Source organism: Enterobacter sp. BNK-29, from assembly GCF_048684785.1.
In the GTDB taxonomy this organism is placed as follows: domain Bacteria; phylum Pseudomonadota; class Gammaproteobacteria; order Enterobacterales; family Enterobacteriaceae; genus Enterobacter; species Enterobacter cloacae_M.
Genome location: NZ_JBLQTU010000001.1, coordinates 3,923,150 through 3,940,182, shown reverse-complemented (window position 1 = coordinate 3,940,182; position 17,033 = coordinate 3,923,150). Strand labels below are relative to the sequence as shown.

Here is a 17,033-nt window from a genome sequence, read left to right as displayed (position 1 = left end):
GAAATCAGAGAGAAAAATGCATTTTCCCTCTTGCCACCTCGGTGCTGTGCCGCTAATATTCGTCCCCGTTGTCACCGACAACACGTTGCGTTCATAGCTCAGTTGGTTAGAGCACCACCTTGACATGGTGGGGGTCGTTGGTTCGAGTCCAATTGAACGCACCATTCTGCGTCCGTAGCTCAGTTGGTTAGAGCACCACCTTGACATGGTGGGGGTCGGTGGTTCGAGTCCACTCGGACGCACCATTTCAGTCCTGAAATGGTGCAAATCCTCTTCTGATATCCTGAATTTTCCTAATCCCTTATTTTCATCATTATTCTCCTGCTACGCTTTTTCTTATGGAAAAAAACACAGGAAACGTGTTGATGAAGAAGATCGCGATTATCGGCTCCGGCCCCACAGGGATTTACACCTTTTATCACCTCCTCAAGAACAGCACGCCGCTCTCCGTTTCCGTTTTCGAACAATCCGAAGACGCTGGCGTGGGTATGCCCTATAACGACGACGATAATTCCCGGTTGATGCTGGCGAACATTGCGAGCATTGAAATCCCGCCCATTTTTATCACCTACCTCGACTGGCTCAAGGAACAGAGTGACGCCCATCTTGCGCGCTTTAAGGTTGATAAAACCCGCCTGCATGACCGGCAGTTCCTGCCCCGGCTTCTGCTGGGTCAGTATTTCCGCGACAGCTTTCTTTCCATCGTAAAAGAGGCAAAAAGGCTGGGATTCAACGTTGATGTCCATGAATCTGCGAAGGTCACAGACATCATTCCCGCGACAACCGGCGTTACGCTTTCCGTCAACGGCAGCGTCTTGCCCGAACAATTCGACCTTGCGGTTATTGCCACCGGCCACGTCTGGCCAGACGAGGACGAAGCCACGCGAATCTTCTTCCCAAGCCCCTGGTCCGGTCTGATGGACGCCAGTATCCCTCCCTGCCGCGTCGGTATCATGGGGACTTCGTTAAGCGGTCTCGACGCGGCCATGGCGGTGGTGATGCAGCACGGTGAATTTCGTGACGATAAATTCGTGCTGGATAAAGGTAGCGACGCGTTGAAGATTGTCCTGATGTCCCGAACGGGTATTCTGCCGGAAGCCGATTTTTACTGCCCTATCCCTTACGAACCGCTGTCGGTATTGACCGAAGGCGCGGCTGAAAGCGAGATTGCCAAAGGATCGGATGGCCTGCTCGACCGTATATTTACCCTGATAGTCAAAGAGCTTCAGCTCGCTGACCTGACGTGGTGCGAGAAAATATCGCTGCATAAGCAGAATGCGGACAGCATTCGTGAGGCCTGGTTTGAGGATCGTAAACGGCACGGCCCCTTTACCTGGGCGGAAGAAAATCTCAACGAGGTTGAGCGGAACAAACGCGAGCGGCGCACCGTAGCCTGGCGCTATACCGTGCTTCGGCTGCATGAGGTGGTTCAGGAGATTGTTCCCCACCTCAACGAACGGGACAGCGAGCGCTTTAAGCAAGGCCTCGCCCGCGTATTTATCGACAACTATGCGGCCATTCCTCCGCAGTCTATCCGCAGGCTGCTCGCGCTTCGCGAAGCCGGCATCATCAGCGTGGCGACGCTCGGTGACGATTACACGCTGGATATTGGCAGCGATCGAACGGTAATCACCACACAAGAGACCGTTTACCGTTTCGACGTGTTTATTGATGCGCGCGGGCAGAAGCCGCTCAAAACGAAGGATCTGCCCTTCCCGACGCTGCGCAAACAGCTGGAAGCCACGGGCGAAGAGATACCCGACATCGGTGAGGATTACACCTTAAAAGCGCCTGACGCCGTTCGCGGGCGCATCGCCTTCGGCGCGATACCGTGGCTGATGCACGATCGTCCCTTCGTTCAGGGGCTGGCGGAGTGTGCAGAGATTGCGGAAGCAATGGCGAAGGCGGCGGAAAAACCCGCGTCGCGATCGCGGCGCAGACTACCGTATATCGAGAACTGACAGGGCTTCCATGCCCTGCTGTCGCGGATTACTCGAAGAAGACTTCCGGGTTTTCAGACAGCGAAACGAAGGTTTTCGTCGCTTTATCCAGGGCGAGGATTTTGCCGCTTTCAATGTCGTACACCCAGCCGTGCAGTCGGATGGAGTTATTACGCAGGCCCACCGCGACGGACGGGTGGGTCTTAATGTTGCTCAGCTGCGCAAACACGTTCTCCTGCACCATCGCATTGACCTTATCGATCGGCTTATCCCAGGTTTTCTTCTCTACCACGGCTTTCGCCGCGTCGGAATAGCGCAGCCAGTGTGACACAGCAGGCATCGGTTCCAGGTTCGCGTTATCGGCAATCGCCTTCATCGCGCCGCAGTTGGAGTGACCGCAAATCACGATATCCGTGACGCCCAGCGCCACCACGGCGTATTCGATAGTGGCGGACACGCCGCCAGGCTCCGGCCCGAAAGGCGGCACGATGTTGCCAGCATTACGAATGACAAAGAGTTGTCCTGGCTCTTGCTGGGTGACCAGTTCCGGGACCAGACGGCTGTCGGAGCATGAGATGAACAGCGCTTTGGGATTCTGGCTGGACGCTAAACTGCGGAAGAGTTCTTTACGTTGCGGGAAAATCTCTTTTTGAAAGCTGAGAAAACCTTCAATGATATGTTGCATAGCAATGTCTCTTTTATCTGTTTTAGTTTAGGCATGATCGAGATCACACTCGTAAAGTTTACCCATCGTGGTTTACTTCAGACAAGCAATATATTTCTGGCCCGACCGCTGCACAATCTCGTCCGCACTGGCCTCGATGTTCTGCCCTTCGAACGCGCCGTAAAGACGTTCAAAGGTTTTGCCTTCGAGATGACTCACCACCGACGCCACGGTGCGGGCCGGCAGCGGAAGATAATTCGGGTAGCTCCACATAAACGAGACGGCGTCTTTACCCGGCGTGACCTGCAGAATATCGCCCACCAGCAACACCCCATCCCCCTCCTGCCAGTGCAGCACCGTTCCACCGGCAAAATGCCCGCCCAGACGCAGCAAGGTGACCGACGGCAAAATCTCCAGCGCATCCCCCTCCCAGAAATGAATGTCCGGGCTGTCGCGCATAACCCACTCTCTGTCGCTGGCGTGCAGGTACACCGGCGCGTCAAACGCCGCAGCCCACTCCTGCATGGTGGTGTAATAGTGCGGATGTGAAATCGCTATCGCGCTGATGCCGCCGAGGGCGGTAATGAGCGCTTTGGTTGCGGGGTCGAGGTTGGCGATGCAGTCCCAGAGGATATTGCCGTGGGGCGTTTGCAGGAACAGCGCCCGCTGGTTTATCGCAAACGCGGGGACCGTTTTGATTCCAAACAGCCGCGGCTCCAGCTGCTGCCATTTGTTGCTATGCGTGGCGGTGACGGTGTCGAGATCGGTCCATGCCTGGCCCGTGGCGGGCACGTACTGGCGTTCATCCTCGCAAATTGGGCATCTGTCCGGGCGGGCATCGTAGGCGGTTCCGCAGGTTTTACAGAGTGTAATCATGTGCTCTCCTCAGCGATAAAGCACTGAGTATGGCAGGGATTATCCTTATGTGCTGCGAGGTACATTGCTGGCTTTTTTTGCCCTATACTGTGCCAGTATCGAAAACTGAACAGAGCAGGTGCCACATGGAAATTGATCTCGATAACTTAGTCTTTAACGGTCTGGATGAAGCCGAAGAGCGTAATGCGGAACGTCTGGACGATGCAGACAAAAAAGCGCAGGCGATTGTCGCCGACGATGACTGCGGCGACGCCTGCAAAATCTAATAAAAAAGCACCGGGAAACCGGTGCTTTTTTATTTCACTCGTTAAACGTCACGCACACCTCGTTCCAGTACGTTTCGCGCGTGCGGCGCAGTTCAGCGTGACGTTTTATCATGGAACCACTCCGGGTCAATGTTGGCGACGTCGACGCCATACAGGCTGGCGACAGGCAGGATTGACTCAAGAACACGTTGCGCGCTGTTCTCCGCATTCACTGGTCGGGTCGCAAAAAACCGCCGTAACGTGCTGATCCATTTTTTCATCGTCTTACCCTCTCTCGCCGTGTCTGATCTAAGTTAAGCACTCAAATGCCGCGCGGGGGAAATACCAAAATCCACTGTCGATGTGCAGGATCTGCAAATAGCCTCCCGTTCTTTTCACTCTTAATTAACACCTTGTTCACTAATGCTTTTTTGCTCATAGCAAAGAACGATTTCTTATTTGGCGATAGCTTTCGCTTATGGGAGCGTAGCGGGGTAAAACAAAAACAACGGGATGGCGAATGACTATGGCAGCAAACATGAAAGGGTTTACAAAACGGACACTGGTTCTGGGATTACTGGCGGCGGGCAGCCTGCTTTCAGCGCAGGCACAGGCCGATCAGCTGGCGGATATTAAGGCCGCAGGGGTGGTGAAAGTGGCCACGTTTGACGCCAACCCGCCGTTTGGCTCTATTGATGCAAAAACGCACGAGATCGTGGGCTATGACGTGGACTTCGCCAAAGCGCTGGCAAAATCGCTCGGCGTGAAGCTTGAACTGGTTGCCACCAATCCGGCTAACCGCATTCCGCTGCTGCAGTCAGGTAAAGCCGACCTGATCGTGGCGGATATCACTATCACCCCGGAACGCGCGCAGGTGATTGACTTCTCGACGCCTTACTTTGTCACCGGCCAGCAGTTCCTCGTGCCGGCGAAATCACCGGACAAGCTTGATGACTACAGCCGGGCGCGTATTGGCGCGGTCAAAGGAACGACGGGCGAGCAGGCGCTGCACCAGCGTTTCCCACAGTCACGCGTGCTCTCTTATGACGATATTCCGCTGGCGCTGACGGCACTGCGCAACGGTAACGTACAGGCCATCACCCAGGACAGCACCATTCTGGCCGGTCTGCTGGCGCAGGCGCCGGATAAAGCGAACTTCAAAATCCTGCCCGACCTGCTCAGTAAAGAAGAGATTGGCGTTGGGGTGAAAAAAGGTGAAACGGCGCTGCTGAAGGCCGTTAACGACGAGCTGGTTAACCTCGAGAAGAACGGTCAGGCAGCAAAAATCTACGATGTCTGGTTTGGCCCAAACACGCCTTCCCCACAGCCTCGCGCCTTTAAAATAGAAGCCAGATAATTATGCTCTCAGGTTTATTTTCACACTCCGCGGCCGGTGCCGCGGATTTTTCACATCTGGAACAGGCCAGCGTCGAGTTTCGTCACGTGGACAAACGCTACGGTGACCATCAGGTTTTAAACGACATTAACCTCACCATCACGCCCGGTGAAGTGGTCGCCATCCTCGGCCCTTCAGGTTCCGGTAAATCCACCCTGATCCGTCTCATCAACCAGCTTGAAACCCTGAGCAGCGGGGAGATTCTGGTCGACAACAAGCCTACCGCAAAGCTCTCTGGTACCGGGCTGCGCCAGCTGCGCAGCCGGGTGGGGTTTGTGTTCCAGCAGTTCAATCTTTACGCCCACCTCACCGCCAGCCAGAACATCACCCTGGCGCTGGAGCAGGTTCACGGCTGGAAGCCGCAGCCTGCCCGGGAGCGCGCGCTGGCCCTGCTGGAGAAGGTCGAGATGCTGGAAAAAGCCCACCATTTCCCGGCAGAACTTTCCGGTGGACAGCAGCAGCGCGTCGCGATTGCCCGCGCCCTGGCCTCTTCACCGCAAATCATTCTGTTCGATGAACCCACCTCCGCGCTGGATCCGGAGATGATTGGTGAAGTGCTGTACGTGATGAAAGCCCTCGCCCACAGCGGGATCACGATGATCGTGGTGACCCACGAGATGCAGTTTGCCCGGGAAATTGCCGACCGGATTGTCTTTATCGACGGCGGGCAAATTCTGGAAACCGCGCCCCCGGCGCAGTTTTTCAGCCAGCCGTCGCATCCGCGCGCGCAGCGGTTCCTGCAGAAGGTGCTCAACCCGCTGCATCAGGAGCATCTGTAATGCCCGCGCTCGACTGGCAGGGGGTACTGACCGGACAGCCTCTGCAGTGGATACTCTCCGGATTCCTCACCACCCTTTGGGTCACGCTTGCCGGGATGCTGCTGGCCAGCCTGCTCGCACTGCTTTTTATGCTCCTGCGCCTTTCCGGCGGACGCCCCGGGAACGCGGTCGTCAGCAGCTGGGTGTCGCTGTTTCGCAATACGCCGCTGCTGGTACAGCTACTGTTCTGGTATTTTGCCGCCTGGAACGGGCTACCGCAGGCGTTCCGCGACGCGGTGAACGCGGATCACAGCTGGTCAATTCTGCCCGGTGACGTCTGGTGGTTTACGCCCGAGTTTTTATGTTCTGCCTGGGGGTTGGGCGTCTTTACCTCGGCGTTTTTAATCGAAGAGGTGGAGTCGGGGTTACGTTCCGTGCCCGCCGGACAGCGGGAGGCGGCGCTCGCGCAGGGATTCTCCGCGTGGCGTCTGTTTCGTTACATTCTTCTGCCGCAGGGCCTGTCCAACGCCTGGCAGCCGGTTGTGGGCCAGTACCTTAATCTGATGAAGCTCTCCTCGCTCGCCAGCGGGATTGGCTTCGCCGAGCTGACCTATCAGGTCAGACAGATCGAGAGCTATAACGCGCACGCGCTGGAGGCGTTTACCCTCGGTACCGCGCTCTATCTGCTGACCGGCCTGGTCATGGGGATGGTGCTGGTTCGCATCGGACCTGACGCGAAACGTAAACGCCCAGGCGCCGCCATCTCAGGGAGTGAAAAACATGATTGCCGGACTTAACGTCATCACCGATAACCTCGACTATCTGCTGTGGGGACGCGCGGCAACGGGTGAACCAGGGGGAGTATTGCTGTCGTTGATGATGGCTGCCGGGGCCGCCGTTATCGCCCTGCCCGGTGGGATAGTGCTCGCATGTCTGGCCTGGCGCTTTACCGGGCTCGTGCGAAAGGTCCTCTTTTTGTGGGCAGAGCTGATTCGCGGTATCCCGCTCATCTTCGTAATTTTCTGGATGTGGTATCTCCTGCCGCTTATGACCGGAGGCGATCTGCCGGGAGCGCTGACCGTCACGCTGGCTCTGGCCTGGTTTACCGCAGCAACCGTGATGCATTCGGTGCTGGCCGGGCTTAACGCGCTACCGTCCGGGCAGTACGAGGCCGCACTTTCTCAGGGCTTCAGCACCCAGCAAACCCTCCTGCGCGTGCTGCTGCCGCAGGCGCTGAGGAATATTCTGCCGTCGCTGGTGGGGATTTTTATCAGCCTGCTGAAGGATACGTCGCTGGCGTTCATCGTGAACGTACCGGAGCTGACCACGGTGGCGGGACAGGTCAACAACCGGGTGCAAATCTACCCGGCGGCCATTTTTATCTTTACGGGCGTGGTCTTCTACCTGCTCTGCTGCTCGCTCGAACAGCTTGCGAAACGCTGGCGCATTACCCGGCCAGCGCTTTAACCACCGTTTCCATCGCTTCGGTTGTCAGTTCACTGCGTTTCACGCGCTGGTTCGCCAGCGCGGTACGCAGGACTCCGGCAATGACAATATGCTTTGGCTCCTGCCCTAAATCACGCATCTCAAGCACCACCTTCCCGACAACCCGGCACATCTCCTGGTACAGCGCTTCATCTTTGGTCACGTTACCCATCGTCATCACTCCATTGCCTTTTAAACGTTGAGCTTAAATGATTCTCCTGCCGGATACAAAAAAGAAGCCCGGCGAGAGACTCGCCGGGCTTCATCTGTAAAATCAGTAAATTAGTTGTTTACTGGGATGACCGCGCCTTTGTACTTGGTGCGGATCCAGTCCTGAATCTCTTTCGAGTGCAGCACGTTCACCAGCGCAACGATATCTTTCTTCTTCTCGTCGCCGCGATGCACGGTAATGATGTTGGCGTACGGGTTATTTTCACCGCTCTCTACCGCAATCGGGTCGTGAACCGGATCCAGACCCGCGTCAATTGCGTAGTTGGCGTTAATCACCACCGCATCGCCTTCGTTGTTGTTGTACATCTGCGGCAGCAGAGAAGCTTCCACGTTCGGCGTGAACTTCAGCTTTTTCGGGTTCTCAACGATGTCGCTGATGCGCGCGGTCACTTTGTCGATGCCCGGCTTCAGCTTGATCACGCCCTCTTTCTCAAAGATGGAGAGAATACGCCCCTCTTCAGAAACCGCGTCACGCATGATGATCTTGCCACCTTCCGGCAGGTCTTTCAGAGACTTGTATTTTTTGGAGTAGATGCCGATTGGCTCAATGTGGATCGCGCCCGCACTGACGAAATCGTAGTCTTTATCGCCCGCATGATCCTTCAGTACGCTGTTCAGGTAAGGAATGTGCTGGAAATAGTTCGCGTCGATGTCATGACCCGCCAGCGCGGTGTTTGGCAGAATGTAGTCCTGGAACGGTTTGATCTCCAGGTCGATACCCTGCTTCGCCAGAATTGGCTTTGCCTGCTCCAGAATTTCGGCGTGCGGCGTGTTGGATGCGCCCACGGTCAGGGTGTCAGCCCAGGAAGCGAAGCTCAGGGCGCTCAGGGTTGCGGCGGCGATTAGTGTCAGTGTTTTTTTCATGATGTGGTTCCTGTGTGTATTTATTAGCGTTTATCTAACAGTGAAGTAATGACATCGCCGCAGAACTGGATAATGAAAACGATGATCAGAATGGTCACCGTTGCCACCAGCGTGACGTCACCATGGTTGCGCTGGAATCCTTCCAGATAAGCCAGATTTCCCAAACCACCGGCGCCAATCACCCCCGCCATTGCGCTGTAGCTCACCAGCGCAATGAGCGTCACCGTAATACCCGATACCAGTGCGGGTGATGATTCCGGCAGTAAAACCCGAAACACTAACGTGCTCAGTCGTGCGCCCATCGAGCGCGTTGCTTCGATGACGCCTTTATCCACTTCACGCAGGGCGATCTCCACCAGGCGTGCGTAGAACGGTGCCGCGCCCACAATCAGCGCCGGCAGCGCCGCGTTAGCGCCAAGAATGGTGCCGACGACGGTCTTGGTGAACGGGATCAGCAGGACAATCAGAATGATGAACGGAATAGAGCGGAACACGTTCACCACAATCGAAATCACGCTGTAAACCGTGCGGTTGTGGAACAGCCCGCCGCGCGCGGTTAAAAAAAGCGCCAGTCCCAGCACGATGCCCAGCACAAAGGTCGCCACGCCGGACAGCGCGGTCATGTACAGCGTCTCAAGCGTCGCCGCCCAGAGCTGATCCCACTTGAGATGCGGAAAGAGATTCTCAGCCATGTTTAATCACCTCGCCTTCAATATCGCTGTGCTGCAGGTCGGCGAGGATATTGTTCAGTTGTTCATCGGATGCCACGACATGTACCCAGAGCTGACCAAACACCCCGTGGGCGGTTTGCGTCATTTTCCCGTGCAGGATGTTAAACGGCAGGCCGTAGCGCAGGGTCAGTTCACCCACGATCGGCTTATGGGTGCTGTGCCCGGTAAAGGTCAGCCTGATGACCGTGCCTTCCAGATCCTTTGCCAGTTCGGTATTGAAAGTTTCTTCTTCGGCGTACTGGCTCACCTGTCGGACAAACTGCTGCGTAATCGGCTGCTGCGGATGGGTAAAGACGCTCAGCACGTCGCCCTCTTCCACCACTTTACCGTTCTCCATCACCGCCACGCGATCGCAGATTTTGCGGACTACGTGCATCTCGTGGGTGATCAGCACGATGGTCAGCCTGAAGCGGCGGTTAATATCCAGCAGCAGATCGAGGATCTGATCGGTGGTCTGCGGGTCGAGCGCGGACGTGGCTTCATCGCAGAGCAGCACGTCAGGGCTGTTAGCCAAAGCGCGCGCAATACCCACGCGCTGCTTTTGCCCGCCGCTCAGCTGGGACGGGTACGCATTCTCGCGCCCCTTCAGGCCGACCAGATCCACCAGCTCGGCGACGCGCGCCTTGATGCGGGCTTTTGGCACACCGGCGATTTGCATCGAGAAAGCGATATTCTCGCTCACCGTGCGCGACCACAGCAGGTTGAAGTGCTGGAACACCATGCTGATTTTCAGGCGCGCCTGGCGCAGCGCTTCACCCTTTGCCGCAGAGATATCCTGCCCGTTAATGGTCACGCTTCCGGCGCTGGGTTTTTCCAGACCGTTCAGCAGACGAATCAGCGTGCTTTTCCCGGCTCCGCTGTAGCCAATAATTCCGTAAATCTGTCCCTGCTCTATCGTCAAATTGACGTTATCAACGGCAGTCAGCGCGACCTTTCCGTTGTCAAAAACCTTCGAAATATTCCTGAGTACGATCATTCTTATTCTTTATCCGTTTCGCGCATGGCTGTTTAGCAGTATGGATGTCCAAACGATAGTAAACAGGCGTTATCAGCTTTCAAATGAACAAAAAAGAATTTGTTATAACTTTCGGAAATAAACAGCGGATTTACAGGGTGGGAAGCATTTAGATCAATTTCAGCAATGATTATCTGCCGGATGCATATCTGCTGGTAGATGCCCGCTAAAAACGGTCATTTTTTCAGCATTTCATGCCGATATAGCCATCCTCACATCCAGACAACTTTACGTCTTGCTGTCCTGACATCCAAAAATGGCATTTATATTCTTTTCTGTTCTAAAGAGCAGTGAATGGTTCTTTATTGCGAAAATTTCGCCGCTCTATCATCCCGTCATGACATCCAGAAAGGAAAACATCATGACGATTTACCACTCCGTCACCGAACTGATTGGCCGTACCCCGCTTATCCAGCTGCACAAGCTTGATACCGGCCCCTGCTCGCTGTTCCTGAAGCTGGAAAACCAGAATCCGGGCGGCTCTATTAAGGATCGCGTTGCGCTGTCGATGATTAACGAAGCGGAGCGTACCGGCCAGCTGCAGCCGGGCGGCACGATTATTGAGGCGACGGCGGGGAATACCGGTCTCGGCCTGGCCCTGATCGCCGCCCAGAAAGGCTACTCGCTGATCCTGGTGGTGCCGGACAAAATGAGCCGCGAGAAGATTTTCCACCTGCGCGCGCTGGGTGCCCAGGTGGTGCTGACCCGCTCCGACATCAACAAGGGCCATCCCGCCTATTACCAGGATTACGCCCAGCGCCTGGCCAACGAGCTGCCCGGCGCGTTTTACATCGACCAGTTCAATAACGAGGCCAACCCGCTGGCGCACCGCACCACCACGGCTCCGGAATTGTACGAGCAGCTTGACGGCCAGATCGACGCCATCGTGGTGGGCGTCGGCTCAGGCGGTACGCTGGGCGGCCTGCAGGCGTGGTTCGCCGAGCACTCTCCGCACACGGAGTTCGTCCTGGCAGACCCGGCCGGATCGGTTCTCGCCGACCAGGTGGAAACCGGACGCTATCACGACGCGGGCTCCTGGCTGGTTGAAGGTATTGGCGAAGACTTTATTCCGCCGCTGGCCCACATTGAAGGGGTGAATCGCGCCTGGCGCATCACCGACCGCGAGGCCTTCACCACCGCGCGCGACCTGCTGAAAACGGAAGGCATTCTGGCGGGCTCTTCCAGCGGCACGCTGCTGGCGGCCGCGCTGAAATATTGCCAGGCGCAGACTGCGCCGAAACGCGTGGTGACCTTCGCCTGCGACAGCGGCAATAAGTACCTCTCGAAGATGTTCAACGATGACTGGATGCGTCAGCAAGGGCTCATCACCCGCCCTCAGGCCGGCGATCTCTCTGACTATATCGCCCTGCGCCACGATGAAGGCGCCACCGTCACCGCCGCCCCGGACGACACGCTCTCCACCGTCCTGGCACGCATGCGTCTGTATGACATCTCCCAGCTGCCGGTGCTGGAGAACGGCAAGGTGGTGGGCATTATCGACGAGTGGGATCTCCTGCGGCATATCGGCGGCGACGGCGATCGCTTCTCGCTTCCGGTGACGGCAGCCATGACGCGTCAGGTGGAGTTCCTGGATAAACACGCCCCGGAAAGCGCCCTGAACGCCATCTTCGACCGCGGTCTGGTGGCCGTGATTAATGACAACGACCGTTTTCTCGGTCTGATTACGCGCAGCGACGTTCTGACCGCCTGGCGCAACCGTCTTCAGCAATAAAGGAATCGATGATGAAAAACCTGGCTACCCTGAGCGTACACAGCGGCGAGTTTAACGACCAGCACGGCGCCGTCATGCCGCCGATTTACGCCACCTCAACGTTTGCGCAACCGTCACCCGGCGAGCATACCGGCTATGAATATTCCCGCAGCGGCAACCCTACACGCCATGCGCTGGAAACCGCCATCGCCGAACTGGAAGGCGGCACGCGCGGCTACGCCTTCGCCTCCGGTCTGGCGGCCATCTCCACGGTGCTCGAACTGCTGGATAAAGACAGCCATATTGTCGCCATTGATGACGTTTACGGCGGGACGTACCGCCTGATTGAAAACGTGCGCAAGCGCAGCACCGGCCTGCAGGTCAGCTGGGTTAAACCGGACGACTTAGCCGGTCTCGAGGCCGCCATTCGCCCGGATACCCGCATGGTGTGGGTCGAAACGCCAACCAACCCGCTGCTGAAGCTGGCGGATCTGGCGGCCATTGCGGCGATCGCCCGCCGTCATAACGTCATCAGCGTGGCGGATAACACCTTCGCGTCGCCGGTGATCCACCGTCCGCTGGAGTCGGGTTTCGATATCGTGGTGCACTCCGCCACCAAATACCTGAACGGCCACTCTGACGTGGTGGCCGGGCTGGCGATTGTCGGGGACAACAGTGAACTGGCGGATAAGCTGGGTTATCTGCAAAACGCGGTGGGCGGCGTACTGGATCCGTTCAGCAGCTTCCTGACGCTGCGCGGTATTCGAACGCTTGCGTTGAGGGTAGAAAAGCACAGCACCAACGCGCTGGCGATTGCGCAATGGCTGGAGCAGCATCCTCTGGTCGAAAAGGTGTTCTATCCCGGCCTGGAATCGCATCCACAATATCAGCTTGCCCGCACGCAGATGGCTCTGCCCGGTGGGATGATTTCCGTCGTGGTAAAAGGGGATGCGCAACGCGCCGCCGAGGTCATTCGCAACCTGAAGCTGTTCACCCTCGCGGAAAGCCTCGGCGGGGTGGAAAGTCTGGTGAGCCAGCCTTACAGCATGACGCACGCCTCGATTCCGCTGGAGCAACGCCTGGCAAACGGCATTGTGCCACAGCTGATCCGTCTGTCAGTCGGGATTGAAGATCCCAAAGACCTGATTGCCGATCTCAGCCAGGCGCTGCAAAAATAAGCAAAACGCGGCAGGTCAATCACCTGCCGCCATAAGTTGTCATCATGGCTTAACGCCTTGATAACAATATTATGTGAAACTGCACAGATTATTTCTGAAACACCGTTTCCATTTTCCTTTTATCTTAAAATCAGCGTATAATGCGCGCCTAATCCCTGTTGAATGGTTTCAGCGCTTGGAATACAAAAAACAACGTACAACTTCTCCTCTCCTTCGTTGGGCTGTCACTCAGGCACACTTTCTTCTGCACGCTCATTTGATGTCTCCTATCCTTAGTGCGTGTCATATACTCTTTTGCAACACAGGTTTGACTCCGCGGCGGTGCGCCCCCGGAGCGAGATTTCCATATCCTTCCCAACTTAAAGACTAAGACTGTCATGAAAAAGACGAAAATTGTTTGTACTATCGGCCCGAAAACCGAATCTGAAGAGATGCTGACCAAAATGCTGGACGCCGGCATGAACGTGATGCGTCTGAACTTCTCCCACGGTGATTACGCAGAACACGGTCAGCGTATCCAGAACTTGCGCAACGTGATGAGCAAGACCGGTAAAAAAGCTGCCATCCTGCTGGACACCAAAGGTCCAGAAATCCGTACCATCAAACTGGAAGGCGGTAACGACGTCTCTCTGAAAGCGGGCCAGACCTTCACCTTCACCACCGACAAATCCGTTGTCGGCAACAGCGAAATCGTTGCAGTGACCTATGAAGGCTTCACCAACGACCTGTCCGTCGGTAACACCGTGCTGGTAGACGATGGTCTGATCGGTATGGAAGTCACCGCTATCGAAGGCAACAAGGTTATCTGTAAAGTGCTGAACAACGGCGACCTGGGCGAAAACAAAGGCGTTAACCTGCCGGGCGTTTCTATCGCACTGCCAGCACTGGCTGAAAAAGACAAACAGGACCTGATCTTCGGTTGCGAACAAGGCGTTGACTTTGTTGCGGCCTCCTTCATCCGTAAGCGCTCAGACGTGGTTGAAATTCGTGAGCACCTGAAAGCGCACGGCGGCGAGAAGATCCAGATCATCTCCAAAATTGAAAACCAGGAAGGCCTGAACAACTTCGACGAAATCCTCGAAGCGTCTGACGGCATCATGGTTGCACGTGGCGACCTGGGCGTAGAAATCCCGGTTGAAGAAGTGATCTTCGCGCAGAAGATGATGATCGAGAAATGCGTTCGTGCGCGCAAAGTGGTTATCACCGCAACGCAGATGCTGGACTCCATGATCAAAAACCCACGCCCAACCCGCGCAGAAGCAGGCGACGTGGCTAACGCCATCCTGGACGGTACTGATGCCGTTATGCTGTCCGGCGAATCCGCAAAAGGTAAATATCCGCTGGAAGCGGTGTCCATCATGGCCACCATCTGCGAACGTACCGACCGCGTAATGAAAAGCCGTCTGGACTACAACAACGACAGCCGTAAGCTGCGCATCACCGAAGCGGTTTGCCGCGGTGCAGTAGAAACAGCTGAGAAGCTGGAAGCGCCGCTGATCGTGGTTGCCACCCAGGGCGGTAAATCAGCTCGCGCGGTGCGTAAATACTTCCCGGATGCGACTATCCTGGCACTGACCACCAACGAAACCACGGCTCGTCAGCTGGTGCTGAGCAAAGGCGTGATCCCTCACCTGGTGAAAGAGATCGCGTCTACGGATGATTTCTACCGTCTGGGTAAAGAAGTGGCTCTGGAGCTGGTTGATCGAGGTCTGGCACAGAAAGGTGACGTTGTGGTCATGGTTTCTGGCGCGCTGGTACCAAGCGGAACCACCAATACCGCATCTGTTCACGTGCTGTAATAATTCCCGAACGAATTAATTTTGATAAAAAGCGCCCTCCGGGCGCTTTTTTTATTCCTCGCATTAGCCAAAGTCATTCAAATTGCAAATCGGGTTTCTCTATTTAATTGCGAATTATCTAAGATGAATCCGATGATAAATGCCTTTTTTTACATAGATTTTTGCTCAAAAAGGGCCGATTCGATGCTTCTTTGAGCGAACGATCAAAAATAGGTGTATTCCCATCAAAAAAATATTCTCAACCCAAAAAAGTTTGTGTAATACTTGTAACGCTACATGGAGATTAACTCAATCTAGAGGGTATTAATAATGAATCGTACTAAACTGGTACTGGGCGCGGTAATCCTGGGTTCTACTCTGCTGGCTGGTTGCTCCAGCAACGCTAAAATCGATCAGCTGTCTTCTGACGTTCAGACTCTGAACGCTAAAGTTGACCAGCTGAGCAACGACGTGAACGCAATCCGTTCCGACGTTCAGGCTGCTAAAGACGACGCAGCTCGCGCTAACCAGCGTCTGGACAACCAGGCTACTAAATACCGTAAGTAATAGTACCTGTTAATAAAATGGCGCACATTGTGCGCCATTTTTTTTGCCTGCGTCAAACGGCTACTGCGTCACCTTCTCCCCTTCATCTTCCGCTACCGCAGCGGACACCCGACTGTTCTGCACCGATAACACGCTATTGCTGGCCGACGGGCCGCTCCCTGACGACACGATAACCGGGATCCCGGCGCGGCGCGACAGGGCTTTCTCAATCAGCGCCTTATCGCTTCCCGCCTGAGAAACAAAGGTTGCAAAGTCGGCGGAGTGGGTAATGGGCGAGACCTGCGGGTTTTCTCCCTCAGCCTGCGCCAGCGGGCGGTGGACTTCAATATAGCGTTTACCATCCGGCTCCACGGAGAACTTCACGGGTTCATTGATAATCTGTACCCGCGTGCCAACCCGCACCTGTTCAAACAGGGCCTTAATATCCGGGGCGTTCATCCGCATACAGCCGGAGCTGACGCGCAGGCCAACGCTGTCCGGCGCGCTGGTGCCGTGGATGAGATATTCCCCGTTGCCCACGCCTAAACGCAGTGCAAAGCGTCCCAGCGGGTTATTTGGCCCGGCAGGTACCACTGGAGGTAATTTAATTCCCTGCTCCAGAGAGCGTGCTCTGATGCCCGGCGTGGGTGTCCAGGTGGGATTCGGGATTTTCTGGCTTACGCGCGTGGTCGTGACCGGCGTTTCCAGCCCCAGCTGTCCGATGCCGAGCGGGAAGACCTGAACGATGTTTTCTCCCGGCGGGAAATAGTAGAGCCGCAGCTCAGCGAGGTTCACCACAATCCCCTCGCGCGGCGTGTCCGGCAGCAGCATCTGCGACGGGATGGTAATGACGGTTCCCGGCGCAGGGTTTACCGGCGCAATGGTATTGTTCGTTTCCAGGATCACCTGCGCCGCGGTATTAAACCGGCGGGCGATGGTCTGCAGCTTATTATCCCCTTCCTGTATCGTGTAGGTTTGATTTTGCCCAATCAGGCGACTGCCTGCGGGCGGCAACGGATAGTCCATCGCGCGGGCCGAATTAAGTGCGCCGAGCGAACTGAGGAGTAATAGAGTTATGAGAGACGCGCGCTTCATGCTGAGATTCCTTATTCACTGACAGGACGCCAGAAAGCTGAAAAACCAGCGAGGCGGGAACCACCTCGCGAAACAGAATGAATGCTGTTCTGTAAGTCTAGCTAAGGATTGCAGCTTTGGCGCGGATCGCGCGAATCATCGCTTCCAGTCCCTGGGAACGAGACGGGGTGAGGTGTTGGGTCAGGGCCATTTTTTCAAACCACGGGCGGACATCAAACGCGACAATATCCTGCGCCGACATCCGGTGGTAAAGAATAAAGACGACCGCAATAAGCCCTTTTACAATGGCCGCATCGCTGTCGCCGTGCAGTGCTATCGTGCCGTCGTCAGACTGTTCCATCACAATCCACACCTGGCTCTGACAGCCCTGAATAATATTTTCCGGGTTATGCGCCTCTTCACCGAGCGGCGGCAGACGCTGCCCCAGCTCGATGATATAAAGGTACTTCTCTTCCCAGTTTGCGCAACGCCCAAAGTTGCGCAGCAATTTGTCTCTGTCCGGCAGTTCTGCCATCTTTTG

General features: G+C 55.9%; 20 protein-coding genes and 2 tRNA genes. 13 read left to right on the top strand and 9 right to left on the bottom strand.

Going from position 1 to position 17,033, the window contains the following annotated elements:
- The first annotated feature begins 87 nt into the window (after positions 1-87).
- From ACMGGX_RS18870 to ACMGGX_RS18860, 3 genes are all read left to right on the top strand, one after another.
- Positions 88-164 (top strand) — tRNA-Val (locus ACMGGX_RS18870).
- Positions 165-168: 4 nt separating this feature from the next.
- A tRNA-Val gene (locus tag ACMGGX_RS18865) sits at positions 169-245 on the top strand.
- A gap of 120 nt (positions 246-365) precedes the next feature.
- The gene (locus tag ACMGGX_RS18860) at positions 366-1,961 is read left to right on the top strand and encodes an FAD-NAD(P)-binding protein (protein WP_420298720.1); all 1,596 of its coding nucleotides are present in this window, start codon (positions 366-368) and stop codon (positions 1,959-1,961) included.
- Between the two features lie 28 nt (positions 1,962-1,989).
- Here the strand turns inward: ACMGGX_RS18860 and ACMGGX_RS18855 are convergent, their stop codons facing one another.
- On the bottom strand, positions 1,990-2,625 hold the full coding sequence (locus tag ACMGGX_RS18855; RefSeq protein ID WP_023311344.1) for a carbonic anhydrase: 636 nt from the start codon (positions 2,623-2,625) through the stop codon (positions 1,990-1,992).
- Positions 2,626-2,697: 72 nt separating this feature from the next.
- Positions 2,698-3,480 carry an MBL fold metallo-hydrolase gene (locus ACMGGX_RS18850; protein WP_420298719.1) on the bottom strand — a complete coding sequence of 261 codons (783 nt, stop codon included), beginning with the start codon at positions 3,478-3,480 and terminating at the stop codon, positions 2,698-2,700.
- Between the two features lie 125 nt (positions 3,481-3,605).
- Here ACMGGX_RS18850 and ACMGGX_RS18845 point away from each other — a divergent pair, with 125 nt between their 5' ends.
- A complete protein-coding gene (locus ACMGGX_RS18845; protein ID WP_003857665.1) occupies positions 3,606-3,746 on the top strand; it encodes a hypothetical protein in 141 nt (46 codons plus the stop codon).
- 92 nt (positions 3,747-3,838) lie between these two features.
- On the opposite strand, the gene ACMGGX_RS18840 is transcribed toward ACMGGX_RS18845, so the two are convergent.
- Positions 3,839-4,006, bottom strand: coding sequence for a hypothetical protein (locus tag ACMGGX_RS18840; protein ID WP_014831607.1), 168 nt, complete (start codon positions 4,004-4,006; stop codon positions 3,839-3,841).
- A 245-nt stretch (positions 4,007-4,251) separates the two neighbouring features.
- Between ACMGGX_RS18840 and ACMGGX_RS18835 the strand changes: the two genes are divergently transcribed.
- The 4 genes from ACMGGX_RS18835 to ACMGGX_RS18820 are packed head-to-tail and all read left to right on the top strand — an operon-like array spanning position 4,252 to position 7,346.
- Entirely contained in the window at positions 4,252-5,082 is an 831-nt protein-coding gene (locus ACMGGX_RS18835; protein WP_161798672.1) for an ABC transporter substrate-binding protein, read from the top strand.
- Between the two features lie 2 nt (positions 5,083-5,084).
- Positions 5,085-5,900 carry an amino acid ABC transporter ATP-binding protein gene (locus tag ACMGGX_RS18830; protein ID WP_420298718.1) on the top strand — a complete coding sequence of 272 codons (816 nt, stop codon included), beginning with the start codon at positions 5,085-5,087 and terminating at the stop codon, positions 5,898-5,900.
- Positions 5,900-6,676, top strand: coding sequence for an amino acid ABC transporter permease (locus ACMGGX_RS18825; RefSeq protein WP_348560982.1), 777 nt, complete (start codon positions 5,900-5,902; stop codon positions 6,674-6,676). Before ACMGGX_RS18830 ends, ACMGGX_RS18825 begins: the two co-directional genes overlap by 1 nt.
- Positions 6,660-7,346, top strand: a complete 687-nt coding sequence (locus ACMGGX_RS18820) for an amino acid ABC transporter permease (protein WP_348560980.1) — start codon at positions 6,660-6,662, stop codon at positions 7,344-7,346. The genes ACMGGX_RS18825 and ACMGGX_RS18820 overlap by 17 nt, the downstream gene beginning before the upstream one ends.
- Here the strand turns inward: ACMGGX_RS18820 and fumD are convergent.
- From fumD to ACMGGX_RS18800, 4 genes are all read right to left on the bottom strand, one after another.
- Positions 7,327-7,536 (bottom strand): fumarate hydratase FumD, encoded by a 210-nt coding sequence (gene fumD / locus ACMGGX_RS18815; protein WP_008500615.1) that lies wholly within the window; start codon positions 7,534-7,536, stop codon positions 7,327-7,329. The genes ACMGGX_RS18820 and fumD overlap by 20 nt on opposite strands.
- Positions 7,537-7,646: 110 nt before the next feature.
- On the bottom strand, positions 7,647-8,459 hold the full coding sequence (locus tag ACMGGX_RS18810) for a MetQ/NlpA family ABC transporter substrate-binding protein (RefSeq protein ID WP_008500616.1): 813 nt from the start codon (positions 8,457-8,459) through the stop codon (positions 7,647-7,649).
- 23 nt (positions 8,460-8,482) lie between these two features.
- A complete protein-coding gene (locus ACMGGX_RS18805) occupies positions 8,483-9,151 on the bottom strand; it encodes a methionine ABC transporter permease (protein ID WP_008500617.1) in 669 nt (222 codons plus the stop codon).
- Entirely contained in the window at positions 9,144-10,166 is a 1,023-nt protein-coding gene (locus tag ACMGGX_RS18800) for a methionine ABC transporter ATP-binding protein (protein ID WP_126794371.1), read from the bottom strand. Before ACMGGX_RS18800 ends, ACMGGX_RS18805 begins: the two co-directional genes overlap by 8 nt.
- A gap of 400 nt (positions 10,167-10,566) precedes the next feature.
- Here ACMGGX_RS18800 and ACMGGX_RS18795 point away from each other — a divergent pair, with 400 nt between their 5' ends.
- From ACMGGX_RS18795 to lpp, 5 genes are all read left to right on the top strand, one after another.
- Positions 10,567-11,937, top strand: coding sequence for a pyridoxal-phosphate dependent enzyme (locus ACMGGX_RS18795; RefSeq protein WP_420298717.1), 1,371 nt, complete (start codon positions 10,567-10,569; stop codon positions 11,935-11,937).
- 11 nt (positions 11,938-11,948) lie between these two features.
- A complete protein-coding gene (locus ACMGGX_RS18790) occupies positions 11,949-13,094 on the top strand; it encodes a PLP-dependent aspartate aminotransferase family protein (RefSeq protein ID WP_348561655.1) in 1,146 nt (381 codons plus the stop codon).
- Between the two features lie 73 nt (positions 13,095-13,167).
- A complete protein-coding gene (locus tag ACMGGX_RS18785; protein WP_420298716.1) occupies positions 13,168-13,464 on the top strand; it encodes a hypothetical protein in 297 nt (98 codons plus the stop codon).
- A 7-nt stretch (positions 13,465-13,471) separates the two neighbouring features.
- The gene (pykF, locus tag ACMGGX_RS18780; protein ID WP_029739779.1) at positions 13,472-14,893 is read left to right on the top strand and encodes a pyruvate kinase PykF; all 1,422 of its coding nucleotides are present in this window, start codon (positions 13,472-13,474) and stop codon (positions 14,891-14,893) included.
- Between the two features lie 309 nt (positions 14,894-15,202).
- Positions 15,203-15,439, top strand: a complete 237-nt coding sequence (gene lpp / locus ACMGGX_RS18775; RefSeq protein ID WP_010430241.1) for a murein lipoprotein Lpp — start codon at positions 15,203-15,205, stop codon at positions 15,437-15,439.
- Positions 15,440-15,499: 60 nt separating this feature from the next.
- On the opposite strand, the gene ldtE is transcribed toward lpp, so the two are convergent.
- Positions 15,500-16,513: a L,D-transpeptidase LdtE gene (gene ldtE, locus ACMGGX_RS18770; protein ID WP_033145307.1), complete on the bottom strand. Its 1,014-nt coding sequence runs from the start codon at positions 16,511-16,513 to the stop codon at positions 15,500-15,502.
- A 97-nt stretch (positions 16,514-16,610) separates the two neighbouring features.
- On the bottom strand, positions 16,611-17,027 hold the full coding sequence (gene sufE, locus ACMGGX_RS18765; protein ID WP_028012869.1) for a cysteine desulfuration protein SufE: 417 nt from the start codon (positions 17,025-17,027) through the stop codon (positions 16,611-16,613).
- Between the last annotated feature and the right edge of the window lie 6 nt (positions 17,028-17,033).

Coding starts and splice junctions, on each gene's coding strand:
- ACMGGX_RS18860 (WP_420298720.1), top strand. CDS start 366: ATGAAGAAGATCGCGATTATCGGCTCCGGCCCCACAGGGATTTACACC.
- ACMGGX_RS18855 (WP_023311344.1), bottom strand. CDS start 2,625: ATGCAACATATCATTGAAGGTTTTCTCAGCTTTCAAAAAGAGATTTTC.
- ACMGGX_RS18850 (WP_420298719.1), bottom strand. CDS start 3,480: ATGATTACACTCTGTAAAACCTGCGGAACCGCCTACGATGCCCGCCCG.
- ACMGGX_RS18845 (WP_003857665.1), top strand. CDS start 3,606: ATGGAAATTGATCTCGATAACTTAGTCTTTAACGGTCTGGATGAAGCC.
- ACMGGX_RS18840 (WP_014831607.1), bottom strand. CDS start 4,006: ATGAAAAAATGGATCAGCACGTTACGGCGGTTTTTTGCGACCCGACCA.
- ACMGGX_RS18835 (WP_161798672.1), top strand. CDS start 4,252: ATGGCAGCAAACATGAAAGGGTTTACAAAACGGACACTGGTTCTGGGA.
- ACMGGX_RS18830 (WP_420298718.1), top strand. CDS start 5,085: ATGCTCTCAGGTTTATTTTCACACTCCGCGGCCGGTGCCGCGGATTTT.
- ACMGGX_RS18825 (WP_348560982.1), top strand. CDS start 5,900: ATGCCCGCGCTCGACTGGCAGGGGGTACTGACCGGACAGCCTCTGCAG.
- ACMGGX_RS18820 (WP_348560980.1), top strand. CDS start 6,660: ATGATTGCCGGACTTAACGTCATCACCGATAACCTCGACTATCTGCTG.
- fumD (WP_008500615.1), bottom strand. CDS start 7,536: ATGGGTAACGTGACCAAAGATGAAGCGCTGTACCAGGAGATGTGCCGG.
- ACMGGX_RS18810 (WP_008500616.1), bottom strand. CDS start 8,459: ATGAAAAAAACACTGACACTAATCGCCGCCGCAACCCTGAGCGCCCTG.
- ACMGGX_RS18805 (WP_008500617.1), bottom strand. CDS start 9,151: ATGGCTGAGAATCTCTTTCCGCATCTCAAGTGGGATCAGCTCTGGGCG.
- ACMGGX_RS18800 (WP_126794371.1), bottom strand. CDS start 10,166: ATGATCGTACTCAGGAATATTTCGAAGGTTTTTGACAACGGAAAGGTC.
- ACMGGX_RS18795 (WP_420298717.1), top strand. CDS start 10,567: ATGACGATTTACCACTCCGTCACCGAACTGATTGGCCGTACCCCGCTT.
- ACMGGX_RS18790 (WP_348561655.1), top strand. CDS start 11,949: ATGAAAAACCTGGCTACCCTGAGCGTACACAGCGGCGAGTTTAACGAC.
- pykF (WP_029739779.1), top strand. CDS start 13,472: ATGAAAAAGACGAAAATTGTTTGTACTATCGGCCCGAAAACCGAATCT.
- lpp (WP_010430241.1), top strand. CDS start 15,203: ATGAATCGTACTAAACTGGTACTGGGCGCGGTAATCCTGGGTTCTACT.
- ldtE (WP_033145307.1), bottom strand. CDS start 16,513: ATGAAGCGCGCGTCTCTCATAACTCTATTACTCCTCAGTTCGCTCGGC.
- sufE (WP_028012869.1), bottom strand. CDS start 17,027: ATGGCAGAACTGCCGGACAGAGACAAATTGCTGCGCAACTTTGGGCGT.